Annotated in this window: 16 protein-coding genes; 4 read left to right on the top strand and 12 right to left on the bottom strand. The window is 41.6% G+C overall.

The features are described 5' to 3' along the window. Positions 1–171: 171 nt before the first annotated feature. The gene (locus tag AC0J5Y_RS02380) at positions 172–804 is read right to left on the bottom strand and encodes a LemA family protein (protein WP_475131370.1); all 633 of its coding nucleotides are present in this window, start codon (positions 802–804) and stop codon (positions 172–174) included. 958 nt (positions 805–1762) lie between these two features. Here AC0J5Y_RS02380 and AC0J5Y_RS02375 point away from each other — a divergent pair. Beyond that, entirely contained in the window at positions 1763–3313 is a 1551-nt protein-coding gene (locus AC0J5Y_RS02375; RefSeq protein ID WP_475131369.1) for an alanine/glycine:cation symporter family protein, read from the top strand. A 452-nt stretch (positions 3314–3765) separates the two neighbouring features. Here AC0J5Y_RS02375 and AC0J5Y_RS02370 read toward each other — a convergent pair whose 3' ends face one another. Together AC0J5Y_RS02370 and AC0J5Y_RS02365 are read right to left on the bottom strand one after the other, a co-directional pair. After that, positions 3766–4377 (bottom strand): fasciclin domain-containing protein, encoded by a 612-nt coding sequence (locus AC0J5Y_RS02370; protein ID WP_475131368.1) that lies wholly within the window; start codon positions 4375–4377, stop codon positions 3766–3768. Positions 4378–4715: 338 nt separating this feature from the next. Further along, positions 4716–5270, bottom strand: a complete 555-nt coding sequence (locus tag AC0J5Y_RS02365) for a fasciclin domain-containing protein (protein WP_475131367.1) — start codon at positions 5268–5270, stop codon at positions 4716–4718. Between the two features lie 554 nt (positions 5271–5824). On the opposite strand from AC0J5Y_RS02365, the gene metH reads away from it, so the two are divergent. Next, positions 5825–9640 (top strand): methionine synthase, encoded by a 3816-nt coding sequence (gene metH / locus AC0J5Y_RS02360; protein WP_475131366.1) that lies wholly within the window; start codon positions 5825–5827, stop codon positions 9638–9640. Positions 9641–9734: 94 nt separating this feature from the next. Here metH and AC0J5Y_RS02355 read toward each other — a convergent pair whose 3' ends face one another. The 8 genes from AC0J5Y_RS02355 to AC0J5Y_RS02320 all read right to left on the bottom strand — a co-directional run bounded on the left by AC0J5Y_RS02355 (position 9735) and on the right by AC0J5Y_RS02320 (position 17347). Then, complete coding sequence (locus AC0J5Y_RS02355; RefSeq protein ID WP_475131365.1) at positions 9735–10568, bottom strand: hypothetical protein; 834 nt, start codon at positions 10566–10568, stop codon at positions 9735–9737. Then, positions 10568–12253 (bottom strand): hypothetical protein, encoded by a 1686-nt coding sequence (locus tag AC0J5Y_RS02350; RefSeq protein WP_475131364.1) that lies wholly within the window; start codon positions 12251–12253, stop codon positions 10568–10570. Before AC0J5Y_RS02350 ends, AC0J5Y_RS02355 begins: the two co-directional genes overlap by 1 nt. A gap of 266 nt (positions 12254–12519) precedes the next feature. Continuing rightward, a complete protein-coding gene (locus tag AC0J5Y_RS02345; RefSeq protein WP_475131363.1) occupies positions 12520–12663 on the bottom strand; it encodes a DUF2256 domain-containing protein in 144 nt (47 codons plus the stop codon). A gap of 44 nt (positions 12664–12707) precedes the next feature. Continuing rightward, on the bottom strand, positions 12708–12878 hold the full coding sequence (locus AC0J5Y_RS02340) for a DUF2256 domain-containing protein (RefSeq protein ID WP_475131362.1): 171 nt from the start codon (positions 12876–12878) through the stop codon (positions 12708–12710). A 68-nt stretch (positions 12879–12946) separates the two neighbouring features. Then, the gene (locus tag AC0J5Y_RS02335; RefSeq protein WP_475131361.1) at positions 12947–13936 is read right to left on the bottom strand and encodes a Xaa-Pro aminopeptidase; all 990 of its coding nucleotides are present in this window, start codon (positions 13934–13936) and stop codon (positions 12947–12949) included. 352 nt (positions 13937–14288) lie between these two features. Further along, entirely contained in the window at positions 14289–14777 is a 489-nt protein-coding gene (locus AC0J5Y_RS02330; RefSeq protein WP_475131360.1) for an META domain-containing protein, read from the bottom strand. 351 nt (positions 14778–15128) lie between these two features. Continuing rightward, positions 15129–16241, bottom strand: coding sequence for a lipase secretion chaperone (locus AC0J5Y_RS02325; RefSeq protein WP_475131359.1), 1113 nt, complete (start codon positions 16239–16241; stop codon positions 15129–15131). Positions 16242–16270: 29 nt separating this feature from the next. Beyond that, positions 16271–17347, bottom strand: coding sequence for an esterase/lipase family protein (locus AC0J5Y_RS02320; RefSeq protein WP_475131358.1), 1077 nt, complete (start codon positions 17345–17347; stop codon positions 16271–16273). 321 nt (positions 17348–17668) lie between these two features. Between AC0J5Y_RS02320 and map the strand changes: the two genes are divergently transcribed. Beyond that, positions 17669–18460, top strand: coding sequence for a type I methionyl aminopeptidase (map, locus tag AC0J5Y_RS02315; protein WP_475131357.1), 792 nt, complete (start codon positions 17669–17671; stop codon positions 18458–18460). A gap of 173 nt (positions 18461–18633) precedes the next feature. Beyond that, positions 18634–21375 carry a [protein-PII] uridylyltransferase gene (glnD, locus tag AC0J5Y_RS02310; protein WP_475131356.1) on the top strand — a complete coding sequence of 914 codons (2742 nt, stop codon included), beginning with the start codon at positions 18634–18636 and terminating at the stop codon, positions 21373–21375. 8 nt (positions 21376–21383) lie between these two features. On the opposite strand, the gene AC0J5Y_RS02305 is transcribed toward glnD, so the two are convergent. Beyond that, a complete protein-coding gene (locus AC0J5Y_RS02305) occupies positions 21384–22052 on the bottom strand; it encodes a hypothetical protein (protein ID WP_475131355.1) in 669 nt (222 codons plus the stop codon). Positions 22053–22322: the final 270 nt, after the last annotated feature.

The raw sequence follows: 22322 nt of genomic DNA, 5'->3' as shown, positions 1-22322 counted from the left end.
CTGTTTTTAACGGCTTAACGATATAAATAGGCTTTAAGAGACGCTTATATTTAATATTAGAGGCAACCTATTCATACCAGTAAGAAACGCTAAGACAGCCATACAATTCGTTCAACAGATGAAGCATATCAGCGTGAAATAAACGCATGATTCATCATCATTGATTCGCTGCTATTGAGCCGTCTTTGACTCGCCACTGTCAAAATCCACGCTCGGTGCAGTAGAAATCTCTTTTTCGTTCGCGACGCTAAAATTCGGTTTAGCACTCATCCCAAATACTTTTGCCGTAATATTGGTTGGGAATTGACGTACGGTCGTATTATAGCCCTGTACTTCTTGGATATAGCGGTTACGAGCAACGGCAATACGGTTTTCAGTCCCTTCTAATTGCGCTTGCAAATCTTGGAACAGCGCATCAGATTTCAGTTCAGGATAACGCTCAGACACTGCCATCAAACGTGATAGTGCACCCGTCATTTGTTCTTGCGCCGCCGCATAACGCTCCATCGCTTCAGGATCATTGAGTACTTCTGGTGTTACGGTAATACCACCAGCGCGTGAGCGGGCTTCAGCCACTTGCGTAAAGACTTCCTGCTCTTGCTTGGCATACTGCTGTACTACTTTTACCAAGTTTGGCACTAAATCCGAGCGACGTTGATATTGGTTGACCACCTCTGACCACGAAGCCGTCACTTGCTCATCTTGAGCCTGAAGATTATTATAACCACAACCTGTCAAGCCGACAGTAGACGTGGCTAATACAGCTGATAGCAAGATGGGTTTTACAATGGATTTATAGGTCATTGTGGATTCTCCTAGTAATGATAAATATCAAACAACTGATAACAAGATTTTAAAATGACTTTTGACTGCTTTTTTTAATACTGGTTGTAATACTATGACTATATAAGCTGATATTTCGTAGCCTATAATATGTTGTGCTAATAATGGCGCTATAACGCTTTTTTTACAATTCATCGTTACCAAAACACAACCGCAAGCAACGACTTGTAGCATAATCTCTCGCTCTGTGTTGACTATGTATCTATATAAACTGACTTATTATGAATTATTGAAAAATCAGCCAAACTGAGACAAATCGACCTTATGCCATATTCTACGGTACTTGCTGTCCTCATAAAGCTTGCCACAACATATATATAGCTGCCGTTAAGAAGAAATTTCTAGTAATTGGGGAAAAAATATGGCAAATTGCAGTTACGTAGCTGTACGGTTTGCATACATTTGGTAGTGGACTTATTTCATTCATAGTATTAGTGATTCGTTTATTTATCATTTAAAAGGATTAATAGACAGATAAATAATCACTTTATGACTCTATTACGCAATTGTAATTAGCCGATACTGCTCATAGTAAGCTGAATACCATCGCGATGATGAGTATTTAAAATTATAACCGCCTGTTTTATCCACTGGTTTATTTATAACAGCGTTTATGTTTATGGCAGGATAACGGATTACCAAAGTAAAAAGATGGCAACCATCGCCAATCGATTGATACTCATGTATAAGTGCTATCAAGAGATGAGCAAATACAGTCAAACTTTGATAATAAACCAAGCGGATAAACACAGACAACTACAGTCCATTCTTAGTGACTATGTACATATGAAGCTTAAATCATTGTTTTAAGTACATGCAGATAATTTGAGTGGTTGGCTTTAATAAGGATATTAAACCGTCAACTCACTCTATGCATCCTCATATATAGTCATTTTGAGACAGTTGAAGGAATAGATATATGGAAGGTTTAGTCAATTTAGTAAACGGAATTATTTGGAGCCCCGCATTAATTTACTTATGCTTGGGCGCAGGTCTATTTTACTCTATCATGACGCGCTTTGTACAAGTGCGTTTATTCGGTGAAATGATCAAATTGCTATTCACTGGTAAATCCAGTGCAGATGGTATTTCTTCATTCCAAGCACTGGCAGTAGCCTTAGCTGGGCGTGTGGGTATGGGTAACATCGCAGGGGTAGCAGCCGCTATCGGTTTCGGTGGTCCTGGTGCTGTATTTTGGATGTGGGTAGTTGCTTTCCTAGGCGCATCTACTGCCTATGTTGAGTCGACACTGGCACAGATTTATAAAGAAAGAGACGTCATCACTGGCGAATATCGCGGTGGCCCTGCTTACTATTTTGAGCGCGCACTTGGTCAAAAATGGTACGGCATCCTCTTCGCAATCGCTTCTATCCTTGCTTGTGGTATGTTCTTACCAGGTGTACAGGCAAATGGCGTTCTTAGTGCTTTCACGCAACTTATGGGTGAAGGTACTACCATGAACGTTGCAGGCCTAGAAGTCGGCTCTATGCGTCTGGTCGGCTTAGCCATCATCTTGGTCGTACTAGGTATCATCATCTTCGGTGGTATTAAGCGTATTGCAACTTTTACTGAATATGCCGTTCCATTTATGGCAGTCGGTTATATCGTTCTAGCCTTAATCATCATGTTCTCTAATATCAGCATGATCCCACAAGTATTTGGTATGATCGTTGGTGATGCCTTTACCGCCCAAGCAGGCTTTGGTGCTGCTATTGGTTGGGGTGTAAAACGTGGTATTTACTCTAACGAAGCGGGTCAGGGAACGGGTCCTCACGCTGCAGCAGCTGCTGAAGTACAGCATCCATCACAGCAAGGCCTAGTACAGGCTTTCTCAGTATATGTTGATACACTACTGGTTTGTTCTGCGACTGCATTCATGATCTTGTCTACTGGCATGTACAACATTCAAGGTACATTACCAGATGGTCAATTCATCGTACAAAACGTCGCCGCTGCTACTGAAATCAACGCCCCTGCCTTTACACAAATGGCAATGGAATCAGTCTACGGCTCATTTGGTAACGTCTTTATCGCCATCGCTGTATTCTTCTTTGCCTTTACCACCATTTTGGCTTACTACTACATCGCTGAAGTAAACGTTGCTTACTTGACACGTTTTCTTGGTCGCGGTGCTAATAAGACAGGTTTGTTCTTAGTTAAAATCTTAATCATGGCAATGGTTGCTTACGGTGCTCTAAACTCAGCTGGTTACATCTGGGCAATTGGTGATATCGGTGTTGGCCTCATGGCTTGGCTCAATATTGTTGGTATCTTGGTCATCTTCTTTGTGGCACGTCCGACGCTTACTATGCTGAAAGATTATGAAGCACAGCTCAAAGCTGGTGTAACGCGCTATACTTTTGATCCTGCAAAATTCGGTATCAAAAACGCGCCTTATTGGGAAGAGCGTCATCTAAAAGAGCAACAAAGACTAGCGGCACAAGATCCTTTAAATAAAGAGCATCGTTAATCCTCTGTAAAGTATTTGCTTACTAGCCAGTTATTAAACAAGCCCGAGACCATTGTCTTGGGCTTTTTTTATTTCGAATGCTTGTATTCATAAACCTTCAGTCAATGTCTTGCATGAGTCGTTATTAACCCTTAAATCTGCGTTAATGCGAACCACTCCACAGGCGATGCATTCCAGCCATCTAGGGCGTGTACTCACTGTTAAAATGACAGAACAAGAGATGGCCTTAGCAAGAACATTTATTCATGTATCTGCCTATGATATGCCGCCTTTCTTTATACGATCACTGTGGTGTTCATCGTACTCCACGCTATGTACCATAGCTTTCACGCGACTGACTTATATAAATAGTATGGTAAATATGGATGTAGTCCAAACACAAAAAAGCCTGGCGCAATAGCTAGGCTTCTTCAATATTATAGTGTTATCAATAAACTGTTTATAAAAACAACTTACTCAGGCATCAATACCGCATCGATAGTGTGAACCACACCATTCGTTGCCATGATATCAGTACCAGTGATATTAGCAGTGTTACCCGCTGCATCAGTAATCACATTAGCATCGCTGATGTTGATAGTAGCACCATTAACGGTAGCAACGTCAGTACCATAAGGAATGTCAGCTGCCATAACGATCGATGGTAGTACATGATATGGAAGTACTTTATTTAACAATTCTGTATTAGCCAATAGCTCTTCTTTGGTAACGCCTAACTTTTCTAATACAGGAGCAAACGCATCATCAGTAGGTGCGAATACAGTATAAGTACCGCCTTCCATCATCATAGTGTCAAGACCAGCCGCTTGTAGAGCAGCGGTTAGGATGGTTAGGTTTTCGTTGCCAGCTGCGATTTCAGCAATTGTTTGCGTAGCAGCAGTGTCAGTTTCAGCCATTGGATCTACTTCAGCCATTGGTTCGGCCTCAACAGCTGGATCTACTACTACTTCTTCAGTAGTAACGTCCGGCTCAACTGGCTCAGTGACTGCTTCTTTATCGTTACAAGCTGCTAATGACATTGCTGCCGCCACAACGGCGATAGATAGTAAGTTCTTTTTTAACATAAGACGTTCCTTTGATATTAATAACTATTGAGGGAATAACAATTTGATAAGTACAGATTCGATAAGTAATATTTTTTGCATAAACCGTTTTTTTAGAACGCAGAACACTGTTTAGAATATGACATTTTTTAAAAGCATGTTATCTAAAACCATCTACAATACTAACTGATTGATTTTTAATTGATATATTCTTAGGTAGTAGCACTGTAGCAATCACGTATATAACACAGGCGTTTCGTTATCTGAAACTATAACGAATTTAAGAGCTGCGTAGAACAGCTCTTAAACGATTGATCTTATACTCATATACTGGCTGGTCTTAAAATCTTGCCAAAAGACTATCTAGGCATCAGAACTCTATCAATCACATGTACCACACCATTACTGGCAGTAATATCTGTTTTTAAGAGATTTGCCGTACGTCCACTTTCATCCATTAATTTGCCTTGAGCTGTCACCATAAGCGTGTCCATGCTTAGCATGGTTATATTGCCTGGTCTAACATCCTTTGCATAAATAGGTGCTGCCGCGTTAATCACGTGATAGCTTAAGATCTTCGTTAATAATGGTTTATTGGCAAAGAGCTGTGCTTTGGTCATGTTATTTTCTTGTAACGCTTGCATAAAAGCAGCATTGGTTGGTGCAAGAATCGTATAGTTGGCATTAGGATTAGAGAGCGCGCCCGCTAAATCAGCGGCAACCACAGCTTCTACGAGTACAGAGAATTCAGGATTGCTTTGGGCAATTTGTACTACATTCATTTTTGCCATTGATTGGCTATGCATGGGCGCTTTCATAGGAGCGCTTTTGGCTGGCATCATATTGTTACAAGCACTTAGACCTACTATTGAAACAGCTAAAGTACCGATAGCAGCGATTTTGATGATTTTCATAACATTATCCTTAATGAGTAAATATCTATAATCTGTTGGTTTTTATCTGGTATGTCAGATGAGATTGGCTTTCCTTAGCAGCAACGCTTAACGATATAGTTACTGATTTGATAGTGCATGAGTAGCCATGAAAAATAATATATAGGCAAACTTGCAAATAAAATCATCAACTCTTACTAATAAGCACTGCTTATGAAACATCAATTCTTCTGAAATTAAATTAACATATCTTTAAGTGGCGTAATCGGTTATTTACGCTACTTTTTGTGGTGTAGATGTAATCTGTATTTGCATTATGAAGCGATACTTTTACGTTTATAATCATAAGTAAAGCTTTTTGTAACCCTAAAAAGAAATGAGATTCATTTATACTCATACGCTTTATGCACTAGACTTTGATAACCTGACATTGGCAATATATTTTCTGCTAAAATCATTTGTATTTATTTACTGTTTTCTACTGGCAGTGATGGTTTTGACGTCTTCTCTATTAAAAATTATAACGACTTTTTCCTCTTCTTTTTTATAACATTGACTCTATAAGCAGCGCTCCTATGACTCCAACAGCCCGTTCTCAAACTGATACCTCTTTAACCAATCTAACTGACGCCAGTAACCCAAATGCCAACTCCAATGAATTTATATTGACGCCGCCTGCTGTGTTCCCTTATAAGGATCAGCAGCTAACGGCGCGAGCACGCATTACAGAGCAAATGGCAGCACGGATTTTGATGCTCGATGGCGCCATGGGCACGCATATTCAGAACTATAAGTTAGAGGAAGCGGACTATCGCGGTGAGCGCTTTGCTGATATTACGCAAGACGTCCGCGGCAATAATGATTTATTAGTGCTGACGCAGCCGCATATGATTAAAGAGATTCATTTGGCGCATTTGGAATCTGGCGCTGATATCATCGAGACCAATAGCTTTAATGGTACGCGGCTGTCGATGGCAGACTACGATATGCAGTATCTCGTGCCTGAGCTAAATAAAACGGCTGCTAAAATCGCACGTGAAGCCGCTGACGAATACACTTCGAGGAATCCAGAAAAACCACGCTTTGTCGCTGGGGTTATTGGTCCGACATCGCGTACTTGCTCGCTATCACCTGACGTCAATGACCCCGCCTTTCGTAATATTACCTTTGATGAGTTGGTGTTGAACTATCGCGAAGCGACGCTTGCACTAATGGAAGGTGGCGTTGATATCATTTTGATTGAGACTATTTTTGATACGCTTAATGCCAAAGCAGCGATATTTGCGGTGACTGGCGTGTTTGAAGACATTGGCTTTGAGCTACCGATCATGATTTCGGGTACGATTACTGACGCCTCAGGTCGGACGCTATCGGGTCAAACGGCTGAAGCTTTTTATAACTCGATTCGTCATGCCAAACCGCTATCCGTTGGCTTTAACTGTGCGCTTGGGGCGGATGCGCTGCGTCCTCATATTCAGACGTTGTCCAATATTGCCAATACTTATGTGTCAGCGCATCCAAACGCGGGTCTGCCTAATGAGTTTGGGGAATATGACGAAACAGCCGAAGAAACGGCGGCCCTGCTTGAAGGCTTTGCCAAAGCTGGCATCTTAAATATCGTCGGCGGCTGTTGTGGTACAACACCTGAGCATATCCGTCAAATCGCTAATATGGTAGCAAAGTACCCACCGCGCATCATTCCTGAGATTCCGCCTGCCTGCCGCTTATCTGGTCTTGAACCATTTACCATCAATAAAGACAGTCTATTCGTCAACGTCGGTGAACGTACCAATGTCACAGGCTCCAAGAAATTCTTACGCCTAATCAAAACCGAAGCTTATCTTGAGGCGCTTGATGTTGCCCGTGACCAAGTCGAAGGCGGCGCGCAAATCGTCGACATCAACATGGATGAGGGAATGCTTGACTCTAAACAAGCGATGATTCACTTCGTCAACTTGGTATCAGGCGAGCCGGATATTAGCCGTGTGCCCTTGATGCTGGACTCATCAAAATGGGATATTATCGAAGAAGGTCTTAAACGCACCCAAGGTAAGTGTGTCGTCAACTCTATCTCGTTAAAAGAAGGTCACGCTGAGTTCGTCGAGCGTGCCAAGCTCTGTATGCGCTATGGCGCAGCTGTGATTGTCATGGCATTCGATGAAGATGGGCAGGCGGATACCTTTGAGCGTAAAACTCAAATTTGTAAACGCAGCTATGATGTCTTGGTCGATGAAGTCGGCTTCCCGTCTGAAGATATTATCTTTGATCCGAATATTTTTGCGGTTGCTACTGGTATCACTGAGCACAATAACTACGGTGCCGATTTTATTAACGCGACCAAATGGATTACAGAAAACCTGCCAAATGCGATGGTTTCAGGCGGTGTCTCTAACGTTTCGTTCAGTTTCCGTGGTAACCCGATTCGTGAAGCCATCAATTCTGTATTCCTTTATCATGCGATTCAAAACGGCTTAACCATGGGTATCGTCAACCCTGCCATGCTTGAGCTATATGATGACATTCCTGTCGAGGCACGTGATGCCATCGAAGATGTGATGCTTAATCGCAATCAAGGCGAAACTGGGCAAGAGGCCACCGAACGCCTGATGACCATCGCTGAAAACTATCAAGATGGCGGTAAGAAAAAAGACAGCACCGTCGATATGACATGGCGTGAAGGCACAGTCGAAGAACGGATTGCTCATGCGTTGGTAAAAGGGATTACTACTTTTATCGAAGCGGATACTAAAGAAGCGTGGGAGAAATATCCGCGACCACTCGAGGTCATCGAAGGTCCGCTCATGGATGGTATGAATATCGTTGGCGACTTGTTTGGTGCCGGTAAAATGTTCTTACCTCAAGTAGTCAAATCTGCGCGCGTCATGAAGCAGTCCGTCGCGTGGCTCAACCCCTACATCGAGGCGGAAAAAGTCGAAGGCGAAGTCAAAGGTAAAATCCTGATGGCGACAGTCAAAGGCGATGTCCACGATATCGGCAAAAACATCGTCGGCGTGGTACTCGGCTGTAACGGTTATGACATCGTCGATCTGGGCGTCATGGTGCCGTGTGAGACCATTCTCGATACAGCTATTAAAGAAAAAGTCGATATCATCGGTCTGTCCGGTTTGATTACCCCCAGTCTCGATGAAATGGTCTATATCGCCAAGCAAATGCAAGAGCGCGGCATGACGCTACCATTGATGATCGGCGGTGCAACGACCTCAAAAGCGCATACCGCGGTCAAAGTCGAGCCGCAATATCAAAACGATGGCGTCATTTATGTGTCGGATGCCTCGCGCTCAGTGGGTGTGGTCACCAAGCTGCTGTCCAAAGAGCATCGCCAAGCGCTCATCGATGAGACGCGCGCAGAGTATGTCAAAGTACGTGAACGTCTCGCCAAGCGTCAACCAAAAGCAGCCAAGGTCACGTATGCCGAGTCGGTCAAGATTGGCTTTCAGTATGATTGGGAAAATTACGTTCCACCCGTCCCTAATAAGTTAGGACAAGTGATATTTGATGATTATCCAATCACCAACCTGCTGCCTTATATTGACTGGACGCCTTTCTTTATCTCTTGGGGACTGACCGGTAAATACCCGAAAATCTTGCAAGATGACGTGGTCGGTGAGGCGGCGCGCGATTTGTTTGATAATGCCAATGAGCTGATGCAAAAAATGATTGAGGAAAAGTCACTCGTGGCAAAAGGCGTGTTTAAACTCATGCCTGCTCGTCGTACTGGCGCGGACACCGTGACCGTCTATGACGATGCACCGCAACAAGACGGTCAGCCGACTCATCAGTTCGAACACTTACGTCAACAAAGCGATAAATCAAGCGGCAAGCCAAACTTTAGCTTGGCCGACTTTATCTCTCCGTTGGACACACACACGGATTATCTTGGCGGCTTTACCGTTTCGATCGTTGGAACAGAAGCGCTGGCTGAGAAGTATAAAGCGGCGGGCGATGACTATAACGCCATCATGGTGCAAGCCTTGTCCGACCGCTTAGCAGAAGCCTTTGCCGAACATCTGCATGAGCTGATTCGTAAAAACTATTGGGGCTATCAACCGACCGAATCACTCACCAATGATGAGATGATTAAAGAAAAATACGTCGGTATCCGCCCAGCGCCCGGCTACCCTGCCTGTCCTGAACATACCGAAAAAGGCAAACTGTTCGACTGGCTGGGTACAGTAGATGCGATTGGCACGACCTTGACTGAAAGCTATGCGATGTGGCCTGCATCATCTGTCAGCGGCTTCTATTATTCGCATCCTGAGAGTGAATACTTCAACGTAGGTAAGATCAGTCGTGATCAGTTAGAGAACTATGCTGAGCGTAAAGGTTGGGATATGAAGACTGCTGAGAAATGGTTGAATCCGAATTTGTAGGGTTTGTTTGAAACGGGATTAGTTATTGTAGCTGATCCTGCTATTTGCTTCTATCTTGGCTAGAAAGCCTTACTATAAGTAAGGCTTTCTATTTTTAGATATTAAATTCAATTGTAATTTGATTACGACACTTTATCAATGTTAAATTTTCAGGAATTGTTCCATTTTCTTTGTCACGTAGCGAGTGGAAGGTCTTCCATACTTCTTTGAATATAATATTCTTTTTTGAATCATCCCAACTAGGAGTGTGCCTCCAACTGGTTGCCCACCTCTTAGAAACTTCCACAAATAATATTTTATTGGCTGCAACAACTAGAGCATTACAGACAGACATTATCTCTTGGAACTGAGCAAAATCTATTTCTATTTTGGTTATACTATTGGTAGAACTTAGCATAAGTTTTATACCGTTCTTTCCAGCTACTTCCCTACCAGAATGAACTATCCCATGCCTTAACTCACACACCTTATCGAACTCTGTAAGTATAGTGTTAAGACCTTTAGCTTTCAAATCAACACCAATAAATTTACTCGCTGTTTTCTTTATTGATTCAGAAGAAGCTAATGATAAATGCTCAAAAGCTCCTCTTTCAATTTCATTTGTAGGATGCCAAATTACCGATCCTAGACTAATCTGGTTATTAGCGGATAAATTCTGTGAATCTACACAAATTTTTAAAATTTTACTAAAAACTTGTCTAAAATAATTTTCTACGCTAGATACAATAGCAATCGAAGCAAGCGATCCAACCCAATAATTAGTTCCCCACACTTCAAAAGGAAAGAGATTATTAATATTTTGTATCTCTAAGTAGAATTGATCAATTGGTGATTTTTCATTAACAACATGTAACGAAACATAATCATTCAAATTACCAATGCGCTCCGAGCCTACATTTTGGCATATACAATTTTCCCAATTTGACATTAAGCGATGAACTCCTCAGCGTAACTTCTGATTTTTTTAGCCCAAGCTGGTCCAATCATATTTACTTTTCTTAATTCTTTGTTGTCATAATCCATAAGAATATCTTTAATTTTTTTTATTTTAGAAAACTTTTTAATACTATCTGCTCTTTTCTTAGTGATAGGTAAAAATTTAATATCTTGATTAACAATATCTTCAAAGACTGATGCATCTTTTAACTTAGCTCCACATTCCATACAAAACTTAGCTTTACTAGATACTCTCGGGCTTTTACATACCTCACATGGAGGTAATGCTAGAGAAAAAGCATCGTCTAAATTTTCAACTGGAACTAATGAATTCCCTAGATGCCTTGGATAATGGTGGTTTGGCCTATTTGAAAATGCATATACATATTTTTCGATATTTATTCCTCTACTACTGAAGAAAATATTTCTATCAATTATAGCTGCAAAGTTTATTTCATAAAGTTCATAGACACCCTTTTCTCCTCTATTACTAATCCCGTTAGGAGAAAACAATCCAGCATATTGAAAGAAACCAATAACTTTCTCTAGTTCAGCTGAGATAGGTCTTTTTATTCCAATAATTGAACTCTGCCGATTGGCTTCCGAACCTTTATTAAACTCTTTTATAGTTATCAGTACTTGTTCATAAAAACTGGAGCCTGTATCTATGAAATTACAATACATTGGTAACTTTACTTTTAGAGACTCATAAACACTATATGTAGAGTTGAAACTATTTTTAATTTCTTTAAGTATAATTTTTGCTGATAACTCTACAGATACATTCCCTTCATCGTCCTCAAAACATATAGATGAAATCATATTCAAAAGTGTACGAGGTATACCATATGCTGCAAAACACATTAAATTAAGAAGATTAATTTCGGTCAACAGAACTTCGAAAACTTTATCTTCAAATCTCGATTTTAGCAAAGAATGCATAAACTCAAGATAGCCTTCACTATTAGGTTTCACCCATACATCAATTTCTTCAGCATCATGTCCGATATGAAATGATGAGGAATAGTTAATTACACCAGGATACACGGCAGCTTTCGGAGATATTCTTTTTGACTTGATTTGCCTATAAAATTCAAAAAAATCTTTTTGTTGGTCAGAAGAAAAAGCATGACCCGCATCATCTAGAAGTAAAATAAACCTAGGTTTAAATGTTATCTCACAAACCTTATCTGCTAGTAAATGTATTTCATTTAGAGTTATTAGATCTTCATCATCATTAAATAACTCAATACGACCCATTTCGAGCAACTCTATATTTTTTGAAACCCGGAACTTTGTTAACTTAAATATATTCTCTTGTATATTCAATTCAATTAGAGAATCATATATACCACTAATTACCTTAAGCATAATCCACTGATTAAACCAAAAAGCAGCATTCGTGTTACTTCGATAAAGCGGTTCTAATTTGAGAGAAGATTTGAAATTGACATAAACAGGAAATCCACTACTTTTCGTATCTGAGATTAGTTTATGAAAAGCTTTTAACATTAGCGTAGTTTTGCCGCATCCTCTAGGCCCAGTAATAAGCTTAGCCCCACCTTGAGTCAATTTCCTTAGAGTCTCTGTTTCATTCTGATGACTTATTGACCACTTCTTAAAGTCGCTAACTTGCAAATACTCTGCCTGTTCTATAAATATCTCTGAATCAATCATAAAATACTCAATCAAATCTTAATTTCGAAAGTGCTAATTATCATACATACTAAATCCTGCAATACTATTAAAACTACTAATTAGAACAGAAATAAATGCTTTAGCAGTTTCAGATCTAATTTGTATAGTATTGAAGCTTTTAAAAGGTATTTAGGATAGCTTGTTTTGGAATGGAAATCATTTTGGTGATTACCTTAAATATTAACCAGTTCATTGTAATAACAACACAGATCATTATAAGTGATGAGTATATTAATGCTATTAATTTAGTCTTTATTCTTCCCACGCCGACACCGCTCAGAACAATACATCACCTGCCCCCAATCTTTTTCCCATTTTTTCCGCCAGCTAAATGGTCGCTGGCAGACGGGGCAGATTTTTTGCGGTAAGTTTACTTTTTTATGTGCCATTGTCTGCTCCCTTTTCCCATATATCTCTAACTGATTATTGCCGCCTATTTATCTTCTTTTTGATGATCTAAACCCTCATACTTCTTAACCCTTCGACACTGATCTGAGCAATAGACCATACTATCCCAGTTTTTATCAAGCTTTTTAGTCCAACTAAACTCGCGCTCGCAGACCGGACATTCTTTTTTGCGGACGTTCTTTTTTTTGTGCGCCATACGTTGTTATCCTTAGATTTATTTAGTTTTTGAATTATATATCAAACTCTCTATTCATAATAAAAGGTTTAACGTCCCCACACTGGTGAGCGTACTACCCCGCCCGCCTGACTGCTGATGGCATAGCTGGTGTTACCAGACAAAGAATGAATAACCAAACTGCCCCCACTTTGTCCGTTCACTTTTGACGTACGCGTTGGATAAATCGCATATTGCCCTGAGGGTGACAGACGGGCTGGCTCATCCAGTCCAGTTTCTGCCAGACTGGTAATCTGCCCTGTGGCAAGTGTCATGACTGCTGCCTTGCGACCATTAAGATATGCCAAACGTTGACTATCCAAGCTAAGCTGAGGACTAGCAGCATAGCCTCCCGTCGATATCAGCGCAGCGTTGCCCGTGGCAAAGCTATAACGATAAATGCTTGGGCGACCAGCGCGGACTTTATCACTGGTATAGACAAAGCTCTGCCCATCGCTGGCATAGCTTGGCTGCACTTCAGTACTCGGTAGCGTGGTAAGCTGTTTGGTACTGCCATCACTAAGCTGCATCTCATAGATATCGGCATTGCCGCCGACAGTTGAGCTATACAGCAGCTTTTTGCCATCGGGCGAGAATGACGGTGATAAATTGCTACCTTCTGCGTTGACGACCAAATTATGACTACCACTTTTGACATCATAAATATAAATCTTCGGATGCTGACGCGTGGCTTGTTTGCTATAAGCGAGCATTTGACCATCCGCTGACCACGCTGGCGCATAGATATAACCATTTAATTGATCTATCAATTGGCGATCGCTGCCATCAGGACGAATACGATAGAGCGTCGAGACCTTGGCAGCACCGACTCCTTGCTCCTCCACATAAGCAATATGTCCTTGACGATCTAGTACAGGCATTTGAGCCGTCAGCGGATTACTGACAGGACTGGTCGGCTTTTTAATTTCAGCACTAGACAGTGTCTGGCAGCCAGTGAGAGCCGTCAATACAGCGATTGTCGTCGTCCCTTTTATCGTGATGTTATTCATGGTTGGTTTTGACATAATGGTCTTAAACATAAAGTGGTATCCAATGAAATCTCTAAGGTATAACAGCAGCATTACTCTATAGTCAATGAAAAGTAAAATCGATACATCAATAGTCCTGTACTACTGGTATCAATTTTTCTCGCTTGCTGTGCGCCTTGCACTCCAGAGGCTTCAAAAAATTTATCCCAGTAGCACTTAGCACTTAGCACTTAGCACTTAGCACTTAGCACTTAGCACTCACTGTAGCGACTTTAAAGTATTTCAACTATAGTGTAGCGCAAACTTAGTCAAACTTTGGACAAAAAAATGCCCCACTTATTAGTGAGGCATTTTAAATCTGATTTGAAAGTTTAAGTTTAAAAACTAAGGTTCGAAAACTGAGTTATTTAGCAATGGCTTTAAAATGTGCGACTTGACTGTCATTTTTGATGGTCAAGATAGGCGTATTGTTTGCATTGGTGCTGATGCTATATTTACCTTGTACGGTTGCCAATGTCGCGGTATCAAAGCTCGCTTGCGGCTCAGGACATGCCATCATAGTAGATATGACATTGCCTAGTACAACATTGCCGTTTACAACTTTATAATTGGAACCCATGTTATTACAAGTATTGACAAACGCAACACGATCATTGCCGTTGTCTTTGAAGAATTTTAGGGTAAGCGGTTTGGCTGGATCAAAAAATAGCTGAGTGACTTTATCGCCATTTGCGCGCTTGGCATCAACAAGCTGCCAATCATATGCTTGTAGTGCATTAGCAGTAATTGGTTGAGTCACAGGTGCCGTTACGATAGGAGCAGTTTGGCAACCAGCCGCAAGCGTACCTACCGCAAGGGTCGCTGCCATCATCATTTTAGTCATGTTTTTCATATAAAATCCTATAGGCCTCAAATATTAATATACAAAATAAGATATTCATTGTTTATTATTTTAATCAGTAGCGTTTGCTCTGATCAGTTTGTTGTTTTCTTTAGTCTAAACAATGGGGTTATTATGCCCGTTTCTCATAAACCTATCATGATAGATTGAGTACCAATTAACGCTATATTTGTGCCATTTTACGGTAGTTTTGCTAATATGCCTTGTTAAGCCAGTTATTAACTGCTAAAACACAATCTTTTGTTTTATTCTTAATAATTGCTTTACTGCCTAAAAGCTTATCAAGCTATATTTACGATTTTTACTTACCTTTGAATTCATATCTATAGCCTGTCTTTTTGGTTAATTTGTCTCGGTAGCTTCTTGTTGTTGTAGCGCTGCATACCCTGCCAAACGTTTGCGTTCGCTATCATTAAATAATTGCTGTTCGATTTGCTCAATCTGAGCTTGAACTTGTGCGTTGTCCGTCTGTTGGCTCAAAAGACGCTGTTTTTGTGTTTCATATTGAGTAAAACGCTGATCAAAATCGGCATCTTCTTGATCTACTTGGGCAAGCCTTGCTGCTGCTGGCGCGCCTACCAACTCTCGACGCATACTATATAAGGCTTCAGGCGTTGCGCCTTTGGCTTTCATCTGCTCTGTACGACTGATCAATTCATTTAAATTGGCTTGCTGCTCGATATTGGCTTTGGCGGTATTGTCTGGCATACGGCTGATATAGTCTTGTCTTGCCGCTTGTTTTTGACTGTCAGACATTTGCGCGTTTTGCTCAATTCTGATCATCTCTATACTATACTCATCGTATTCGTCTTCAGCACCAAAAAACGCCGTGATAGTTGGTTTTTCAAAATACTGCTGACGCAAATTGGCGATATCTTGCTTTTGCTGAGTGACGACGCTCAAATCCAGCGCGCCGTTTTTAGTCGCTTGTAGTTGGAGGTTGCCATAGCGCTTCTCTATCTCTGGAAGCGCTTTTAGATAGGCAATATATTGCTTAAATATAGCCACTGCTTGACTGGCGGCAGGCTCTGGCGTGTGGTGGCGAATATAACTCTCGACACGCGCTGATATTGCGGCTTCGTCCTCCTCTCCAAGGGCCGATAAAAAATAATCAAACAGCCGCCGTAAGCCTTCGGTAACGATCAGCTGTTTGTTTTCATCAATAATGATTTCACCATCCACCTCTGCCCCTTGTAAAGATTGCGGCAAGCCCTCTAAACCTGTGGTGAGTCTGGTAAAGTTTTGAGTGTCGGAGGCCTTAATGGCGTTATCCGTACCAGACAGAATAGATACCGAGCCATCCGCTTTATTATCAAAAGCAAGAGAGAGAGGAATAACTTTCGCCAAATCCTTCCCAGCACTGGGTTTGAACCACAGGATAATCGCCGCCGTGACTATGACAATCATGGCGATGATAGCGATCAGTAAATAAGCGGAACGGCGACCATTTGACATAAGTGAGCGTTCTTATTTTATCAGTCAGTTTAGAGGTTGGCGTTTTTGAGGCGATTGACCTGAGTGCGATAAATAGACTTTGGCTCAGACTCGCCCCATGCGGTCAAACCTAACACTTGATCGGCAGAATCCAAGTGATTCATGCGATAGTTGTCACGAATCACATAGCCAAGGCGACTTGAACAGGCAGAGACCAAACCATCATTAGACTCGCCTGCAAACGGTACGCCTGTTGCTGCCAATAGATAATCGCTAGGATCGAGTGCGCTAGTGAGCTGTCCAACCCCACTAAATGAGTAATATTTAATACCATTAACATTGGTATTCGCTGGCTGACCACAGTACGATCTTGGCATCGCTGCTGGAAACTTTGCATTAAAATTGGCAGCGCCACTTGTTGATAAAGCAAGGAGCGCTTGCCAGCCATCTTGCTGTTGTATCTGATTAAAGCTGATACCCGAACCGACATCGGTAAAGCCACCAATTAAATTGAACACGCCTGATACCAACTCTGTCGTAACGTTTGATGGGCTGCCTGATGTGTTATTTGGCTCGAGCGTATTTTTGACAAAATCTGCCGTTTTTGAGCCTTGTTCTGGACTGGATACCGCTGTGACTGAGGCGACGTATTTTGGTGCTACTCCTGCCACATAACGAATGTCTATACCGCCTTGACTGTGCCCGAATAAATTGACTTTAGACTTACCTGAGATGGCCGTAATGGTTTTGACTTGTTGTAGCAGCTGCTCACCACGAACCTCACTATTATTGACGGCTGACGTTTTGGTGGTGTACACCTCTGAGCCCCCTTTTATCAACTCTCCCGGAATGCCATTGAAGTAATCGATAACACCAAATAGCTTGGTAAAACCACCGAGTCCATGCGCCATGACGACCGGATATTGGGTTTTTGTGTAGCTCGAAGTAAAGTATTTGCTATCAACGAGTTTACAACCATTGGCATTGGCACAATTATAATATTGGCCAGCTGCTTGCGCCGAGGTGGTTTGCATCGTCAGTAATAAGACACCTGTGCCAATGGCACCCAGTGATGGTAAAAATAGGCTTGGCTTTAGTGCCGTGCAGAGATAGGTTTTGATAGTCATCGCAACGTCCTTGTTGTCATTACATACTGTCATTAAGTTTGATTTCCTTACCTCGCCCATGCACTCACAAGCGGTAAAGAATGCTGTTAATTCCTTTAAGCAGCAAAATTACATTACTTATATATTCTGTAACATTCAACTAATTTATCAAAATATGAATATATTATTGTGACTATAGGGTCATCACCGTATCTCTTTGGTTGTATAGTCATTATTATTAATAATAACGATAGATTTACTATCATCTAACTCAAAACTGCCTCTAATCCATTTATGGTATAATGATCTCACCTTAATTTTATAATTATAAGACAGATGATGATGACTAAAAAATCCCTTATCCAGTCCGCCGATGCCATAGAAAAAATGCGCGTGGCCGGTAAACTTGCCAGCGATGTTTTGGTGATGCTCGACGAACACGTTAGAGTCGGCATCAGTACCGAAGCATTAAACCAAATTGCCCATGATTATATCGTCAATGTGCAACAAGCCATTCCTGCGCCGCTCAACTACAATGGTTTTCCAAAATCTATCTGCACCTCAATTAACCACGTGGTTTGTCACGGTATTCCATCCGAAAATAAATTGCTAAAAGACGGTGATATCATCAATATCGATGTGACCGTTATTAAAGATGGCTATTATGGTGATACCTCAAAAATGTGGATCGTCGGCAATGGCTCTATCATGGCACAGCGTATTTGCAAAGTAGCACAAGACGCCCTATATGCTGGCATGAGCGTGGTCAAGAACGGCGCGCGTTTGGGCGACGTTGGTGCGGCTATCCAAGCAGTGGTCGAGCCTGAGCGTTTTAGTATCGTACGTGAGTTCTGTGGTCACGGTATCAGTAATGAGTTCCACCATGAGCCGCAAGTCATGCACTATGGCAAAAAAGGCACAGGATTTGAGCTAAAAACTGGCATGACTTTTACCATCGAGCCGATGATTAACCAAGGCACGTGGCAGACTAAGATTTTACCGGATGAATGGACTGCTATCACTAAAGATCGCAAGCTATCCGCTCAGTGGGAGCATACCATGGTCGTAACGGACAATGGCTGTGAAGTATTTACCACGCGCCCTGAAGAAGATTTGAGTTTTTTGACTCAGTAATACAATGAAAGATCGCTTAGGCGGTCTTTTTTTTCGTCTATTATTAATGGTTGTTCCCCACTATTCTTGATGGTTTTTTATCTTTATACTTTCTCTATATCATTGATCGCTTTTTATTTTTAGCAATCCTTACTTACTGAACTAGACTTCAAACTTTTAACTGGATAAATCTCATGTTTAATTGTGATGTCACCGCTATTGATTTGACACCGATGCCTTTGTTTTCAGCAGACAATATAACAACTGCTTCTTTATCAACAGACACGAGCGTGGTAGAAAAATCGCTATTTGGTATTCCTGAATGGTTGCTTCAAATAAATGACGATATCAGCCGCGCACTCGAACGTGGCGTCAATATCCGGCAACTGGTTAGTGCGCGTGCTTGCGTGATTGATGATTTATTGATCGAATTATTTAAATGCTTTGGGCTTGATAAGACGGATTTGGCACTGTTTGCAACTGGTGGCTATGGTCGCGGTGAGTTATCGCTACATTCAGATATCGATATTTTGCTACTGATGCCACATGATATTGACGCTGATACCAGTAGTAAAATTGATAACTTGGTGGCACTCTTATGGGACATCGGACTTGAGCCAGCGTTATCAGTACGCAGCGTCAGTGACTGCTTGGAGGCGGCGCTTGACCATACTATTGCCAGTGCATTATTAGAGGCTCGCCTATTAGTAGGCAACGACGCTTTGCAAAATGTCCCGCACCAAATAGTAAACAATCAATGGTCCCCACGCTCGTTTTATGATGTAAAAATCGATGAGGCAAAAGCACGTTATTTACAGCACAATGCCACAGAATATAATCTTGAGCCCAATATAAAAACCGCCCCTGGCGGTCTACGAGACATTCATATTATTGGCTGGGTGACCAAACGCTATTTTCGGGTCAGTAAGCTCTATGATTTGGTACAACAGAACTTCTTGACTGAAAAGGAATTCGATGAATTAAGCTTTTCAGAAAACTATTTATGGCAGATACGGCACTATCTTCACGAACTGACTGGTCGCAATGAAAACAAACTGCTATTCGATTATCAACGTGAGATTGCTCAATTGATGGGCTATGAGACTCAGCCAGATGACGAACCTAATGCGGCGGTCGAGCGTTTTATGCGCGATTATTACCGCTGTGCGATGCAAATATCAACATTGTCTGAAATGCTAACCAATCACTATTACGAAACCATTATCGAGGCGCAGTTGCCTGATGCAGAACGCCCAAAAAAACAGCCTATCAATGCCCGCTTTAACCAAGTCGGCGACCAAATCGCAATGGCGCATCACAGAGTATTTGCGCAGCATCCCGAGTCGATTTTAGAGATGTTTTTACTGATGGGTCAATATGGTATCAAGAATGTCCGTACCCATACTTTGCGCGCGCTAAAAATTGCAGCACGTGGTATTGATCAGGCTTATCGCGACAATCCTACGCATCAAACCTTATTTTTAGCCAATTTAAAAGAGCAGAATTATCTCTTTCATCGCCTGCGTACCATGAATCGTTATGGGGTTCTGGGTAACTATATCCCCGCCTTTGCTCAAGTCACGGGTTTGATGCAGTATGACTTATTCCATCGCTATACAGTCGATGCCCATACCTTATTTTTGATTCGTATTCTGCACCGTTTTACAGATCCACGTTTTTTTGAAGATTTTCCGCTGGTCAGCTCTATCTTTCAGCGCATCGAGCGCAAAGAGATTTTGGTATTAGCGGCGATGTTTCATGATATTGCCAAAGGTCGTGGCGGCAACCATAGTCAACTTGGCGAAATCGAGTCGATTGAATTTTGTCTGGCTCATGGTATGAGTACTGCAGACGCCAATCTGGTTGGCTGGTTGACCCGTTATCATCTGCTGATGTCAATGACAGCTCAGAAAAAAGATATCTCAGACCCAGAGGTTGTGACATTATTTGCAGATTTGGTCGGTAACGTCACCCATCTAAATCATCTGTATGTCTTAACCGTCGCTGATATGAACGCCACCAATCCACAACTTTGGAACAGCTGGCGTGCGACACTTATGAAGCAGCTATATTCGCAAACACGCCGTATTTTACGGGCGGATATTGATGCCCCAACCAATCGTCAAGATATGATTAGTGCCACACGCAAGCAAGCACTGGTAATGCTAGATAACGTCGACAATCAGCATATGAATCGCGATGAGGTCTTGAGATTGTGGGATGATTTGGGCGATGAGTATTTTTTGCGTGAAATTGCAGAAGATATCTTATGGCATACTGAAGCGATTTTGAATCATCCGCCTATAGGTCGAGCGTCAAATGCTGATAGTCCGCCATTAGTTGTCCTACGTGAGCATCGAGAGCTAGCGCTTGATGCGGTACAGGTTTTTGTTTATACGCAAGATCAGGTCAATTTGTTTGCGGTTACCATGGCCGTATTCGATCAGATGAACCTTGATGTGTTGGATGCCCGTATTATCACAGCGACCCGTGATTTTGCGTTGGATTCTTATGTGCTACTCGACCGTAGTGGTACTTTACTGGTCGATAGCGACAGCCAGCAAGAGCTTAAGCAGCGACTGATCGATGCCTTTAAAAATCCGACTGCGCCCAAACTGACGCACAAACGGATTCCACGCCAGCTCAAACATTTTGATGTAGCAACGACGATCAATTTTGAGTTCAATGATGCCTCAAGTCAGCACATCATGAGCTTAGAGACCCTTGATCAGCCAGGTTTACTTGCCCGTGTTGGACAAGTATTTTTACAGCAGCAGATTGAGGTACATGCCGCGCGTATTACTACGCTTGGCGAGCGTGCAGAAGATATGTTTTATATCAGCGATCAAAATGATCAAGCACTGAGCGCTGATAAACTTAAGACGTTAAAAACGGCACTGATAGACAGTCTTAGTGTCCATAATGATAGAGTCTAGCTTATTTTCTATATCAAGCTTTTATAAATGATGCCACGTGCATATTCCTTCAGCGCATTATCGGCAAGCTCTAGAGGCAAGATATCAGCCTCTACCTTTTGGTCGCCATACATCAAACGTCCCGCATCGACCTCCTTTTGTAGGAGGCGGTGCAAGCTGGCCAAATGAAATTCTGCATTATAATATCGGTAGATTTGCTTCAAAGTAATAGGTGCTTTGGCGTGAACATCGCGATATAAGCTATCAGAAGCCAAGATAGTCATCTCATTAAACATCTCTTCACGCGACAAATCGGCTTGATTAATCTTATATTGCAACTGCCTAGCAAGTCTGTCTTTAAAACTCAGCATCACAATAAAAATTAAGGTTTGTACGACAAATAAAGCGATGTATTGCCACAGAGGTAACGATATATCTAGCAATTTGCTAAACAGCATGATTACTATAGCAACGATTATATAGCTGACCAATTGCCAGAGCAGCCACATCATAAAACTATTGTTGCCAAACCAAAACATTTGACGTTCTCGTAACAGTGTCAACTGCTGGCGTGATTTCCACCAAGACTGTTCACGCTGCTTTAGCTGCTTATAAGCCTCAAGGCTTTCATGATCATCAAAGTATTTTTCATTGATATCCTTAGCATCGAGACTGTCCGTTTTTAACATACTAGACATATCAAATTATTCCTAAAATACGCTGTCAGAAAAGCCAGCATTTATCTTTACTTAGTAATACATACATCACATCGCTTTTATAATAACGCGTTATGATATAGTCACATGATTACCTATTTACACAGCCATATAGCTAAAATAACAATGCTTAACTATCCTCTACTCAAGTCATTACAAAGCACTATAAGTAAATATAAGAAGCAAAAGACAAAAAATAAGAGAAGTGCTACACTGCTCAAATGTAATTTTTCTTTATGATTTTATTATTAA

It is taken from the genome of Psychrobacter sp. TS_SC_6 (genome assembly GCF_056156305.1).
Note: the sequence above shows the minus strand (reverse complement) of the source record. Positions and strands in the feature narration are given on the sequence as shown.